Annotated in this window: 5 protein-coding genes; 2 read left to right on the forward strand and 3 right to left on the reverse strand. The window is 72.9% G+C overall.

From position 1 onward, the window contains the following. The coding region (locus tag GWI24_RS42135; protein WP_210951302.1) for an SAM-dependent methyltransferase at positions 1-412 on the forward strand (412 nt) is incomplete at its 5' end. Between the two features lie 17 nt (positions 413-429). On the opposite strand, the gene def is transcribed toward GWI24_RS42135, so the two are convergent. The 3 genes from def to GWI24_RS42150 form a co-directional block, all read right to left on the reverse strand. After that, positions 430-1,068 (reverse strand): peptide deformylase, encoded by a 639-nt coding sequence (gene def / locus GWI24_RS42140; protein ID WP_210951303.1) that lies wholly within the window; start codon positions 1,066-1,068, stop codon positions 430-432. Between the two features lie 152 nt (positions 1,069-1,220). Then, the gene (gene trxA / locus GWI24_RS42145) at positions 1,221-1,559 is read right to left on the reverse strand and encodes a thioredoxin (RefSeq protein ID WP_247617641.1); all 339 of its coding nucleotides are present in this window, start codon (positions 1,557-1,559) and stop codon (positions 1,221-1,223) included. A 58-nt stretch (positions 1,560-1,617) separates the two neighbouring features. Continuing rightward, entirely contained in the window at positions 1,618-2,049 is a 432-nt protein-coding gene (locus GWI24_RS42150) for a MerR family transcriptional regulator (RefSeq protein ID WP_210951304.1), read from the reverse strand. A gap of 118 nt (positions 2,050-2,167) precedes the next feature. Between GWI24_RS42150 and GWI24_RS42155 the strand changes: the two genes are divergently transcribed. Continuing rightward, a partial coding sequence (locus GWI24_RS42155; RefSeq protein WP_210951305.1) for a serine hydrolase occupies positions 2,168-3,504 on the forward strand: 1,337 nt, incomplete at its 3' end.

Consider the following 3,504-nt stretch of genomic DNA (forward strand, 5'->3'; position numbering starts at 1 on the left):
CCGGGTCGCCCTGGAGCGCGCCGCCGCGGCGGGCGCGGACATTGGGGGCCGGGTGGCGTGGACGCGGGCCGATCTGACCAGTAGGCGGCCCCCGGCCGCCGCCTTCGACCTGGTGTCGGTCCAGTACTTTCCGCTCAAGCGCCAGCCGGACCACGGCGCGCTGCGCGGCCTGCTGGGTGCCGTCGCGCCCGGCGGCACGCTGCTGTTCGCCACGCATGACCTCGCCGATCTGAGCCCGCACCCGGAGCAGGGCTTCGACCCCGGGGACTACTACCAGCCCGACGACGTCGCCGGGGTGCTCGACGACGACTGGGCGGTTGTGGTCAACGAGACCCGTCCACGCACCGCTCCCGCCCCTGCCGGCACCCACCACACCCATGACACCGTGCTGCGAGCGCGACGGCTGCGGTAAGCGGTGGCCGCGGCCGGTCAGGGCTGGAGCTGGTGGCCCAGGGCCGTCGCCTTCTCCACGCGCCGGGCGAGGACCTCCTCGTGACGGTCCGCCATCTGCCGCAGCGCGTCCTTGCGGTCGCGCTTGGAGAGCCGGTCGATGTAGAGATGGCCCGAGAGATGGTCGGCCTCGTGCTGCAGACACCGGGCGAAGTAGCCGGTGCCCTCGATCACCAGCGGATTGCCGTCCTTGTCGACGCCGCGGACCACGGTGCGGTCGGTGCGCGGTACGTCCATCCGCGCGCCCGGTACGGACAGACAGCCCTCGGTCTCCTCGATGAGCAGCCGGTGGGCCGGGTCGGGCTGGTCCAGGACGGGGTTGATGATGTGGCCGATGTGTCGTACGCCGTGGTCGTCGGGGCAGTCGTAGACGAACAGCCGCAGATCGACGTCGACCTGATTGGCGGCCAGCCCGGCGCCGTCGGCGATGTACATGGTGAGGAACATGTCGTCGATGAGGGCGCTCAGCTCGGGTGTGCCGAACTCGGTCACCTCGCGGCAGGAGCGGCGCAGCACCTCCTCACCGACCTCGGTGATCCGGCGCGGGGAACCGCGCTCGGCCTCCGGAGGCAGTGCCGGATAGGAGTCGACGGGTTTCCCCTGCACCAGGACGCGCACCGCTGACCTCACCCTTTCCGCCCCCACTGCCGGCCGCCCGATGGCCGCTCACGGCCGCTGAGGCCGCCCCCGCTGATGGTCATGTCCGGCCAACGTAGCAGGGGCGGTTCGGCCGCGGCTCCGGCGCACGTCAGATCGCGTCAGGTACGGGGTCAGAGCGCTTCGCCGAGCTCCTCCAGCAGCCGCCGCTTGCTGCGGGCCCCGACCAGCGACCGCACCGGCTCGCCCGCCCGGAACAGCATCAGCGTCGGCATCGAGAGCACCCCGTACGCGTTGGTGGTGGACGGGTTCTCGTCCACGTCCAGGGACACCACCTTCAGCCGGTGGCCCTCCTCCTGAGCGATCTCCGCCAGCACCGGCGCGATCATCCGGCACGGGGGGCACCACGAGGCGGTGAACTTCACCAGCACCGGCAGCTCGGCCGCCAGCACCTGCTCGGCGAAGGTGGCGTCCGTGACCGTGGCCACTCCCCCGGTGTGTGTCAGTGACATGTCATATCTCCCTTGGTGTCTTTGTCGTGCGAGTGGAGCTGTCGTGGTTACGGCGGGCTCACGGGCCGGGTGGTGTCAGCTCGCAGCGCGGCTCCGGGCCCCCTTCGGGCGCCGTCGCCGCGGCCTCCAGCTCCGCGCGGGCCCGCTCCGCCTGGACGAGCTGTGTCCCGACCCGCTCCCGGATCGCGCTCAGCCGGGCGATGCACTCGTCCAGCTCGGCGAGCTTGCGCCGGTAGACGTCCAGCGAGGCGGGGCAGGAGTCACCGGCCGGATGGCCGGAGCGCAGGCACTCGACGAACGGACGCGTCTCCTCCAGCTCGAAGCCGAAGTCCCGCAGCGTGCGGATCTGCTGGAGCAGCCGCAGATCCTCCTCGTCGTACGACCGGTAACCATTGCCGGTGCGGCGCGCGGGCAGCAGCCCGAGCGACTCGTAATAGCGCAGGGTGCGGGTGGTCGTACCCGCCCGTTCGGCCAGCTCTCCGATCCGCATGACTTGACGGTAGACCTTGACCCTGGCGTAAAGGCCAGAGCGCGGTGCGGGGCTGGTGGGTTCCGCGGCCGCCGGCCGATGACTGACCGTTGTCGGACCCTCGCCGTACAGTGCCGATATGACCACACCCGACGTGGATGAGTTCGCCGAGCCGCTGCCCGCCACCCGCCGTGCCCTGCTGCGGCGCCTTGCCCGCGGCCAGGCCGAGGGCCGTGCCCCGTCCCTGGTGGGGGCCGTGGTGCGGGAGGGGCAGCTGGTGTGGACGGGTTCGCGCAGCTCTGTGGACGGATCCGCACCGGACGCCGACACCCAGTACCGCATCGGCTCCTTGACCAAGACCTTTGTGGCGGTGCTGGTGATGCGGCTGCGCGACGAGGGGGTGCTGGACCTCGGCGATCCGCTGGCCAAGCATCTGGACGTGCCGGAGGCCGAGGGCGCGACCGTGGCCCAGCTCCTCTCCCACACCTCGGGTCTCGCCGCCGAGGCCCGCGGCCCGTGGTGGGAGCGCACGCCCGGGGCGCTGCGGCCCGAGACGGCCGATATCTTCGGCGAGCGCCCGCTGATCCACCCCGCGGGCCGCCGTCATCACTACTCCAACCCCGGTTTCGCACTGCTCGGCGCGCTGGTCGAGCGGCTGCGCGGAGCGCCCTGGGGCGAGGTGCTCGCGCATGAGGTGCTGGAGCCGCTGGGGATGGGGCGTACATCGCTTGAGCCGCGGGCGCCGCACGCCGGGGGATGGGCCGTGCACCCCTGGGCGGATGTGCTGCTGCCCGAACCGGCCGAGGACACCGGGCGGATGGGCCCGGCCGGACAGCTCTGGTCGACCGCCGGGGATCTGGCCCGCTTCGCCGCCTTCCTGCTGGACGGGGACGAGCGGGTGCTCGGCGCGGAGTCGCTCGCCGAGATGCGGGCGCCCGCCGTCGCCCCCGAGGAGGGGGACTGGGACGGCGGCTACGGCCTGGGGACGCAGCTCGTCCGCCACGGCGGGCGGTTCCTTCACGGCCACACCGGCTCCATGCCCGGCTTCCTGGCCTCGCTGTGGGTCAGCACCGAGGACCGGCTGGCCGGGATCGCGCTGGCCAACACCACCTCGGGGCCGGCGATCGGCGCCATCGCCGCCGACCTCATACGGATCGTGGCGGAGCACGAGCCCCGTATCCCCGAGCCGTGGCGGCCGCTGACCGAGGTCGATCCGGCGCTGCTGGCGCTGACCGGGCCCTGGTACTGGGGCCCCCGCGCCTATCACCTGCGGCTGCGCGCGGACCGCGGACTGGAGCTGTCCCCGGCCACCGGGGGAGGCCGGGCCTCCCGCTTCAGGGCCGAGCCGGACGGCACCTGGACGGGGCTCGACGGCTATTACGCGGGGGAGACCCTGCGGGTGGTCGAGGGGGAGGGCGGCGCCCCGGCCCATCTCGACCTGGGCACCTTCGTGTTCACCCGGGAGCCCTACGCCCC

Source organism: Streptomyces sp. MK37H, assembly GCF_018035285.1.
Classification (GTDB): domain Bacteria; phylum Actinomycetota; class Actinomycetes; order Streptomycetales; family Streptomycetaceae; genus Streptomyces; species Streptomyces endocoffeicus.

Excerpts from the sequence above, each read along its gene's own strand:
- GWI24_RS42150 (WP_210951304.1), bottom strand. The coding sequence starts at position 2,049 with ATGCGGATCGGAGAGCTGGCCGAACGGGCGGGTACGACCACCCGCACC.
- trxA (WP_247617641.1), bottom strand. The coding sequence starts at position 1,559 with ATGTCACTGACACACACCGGGGGAGTGGCCACGGTCACGGACGCCACC.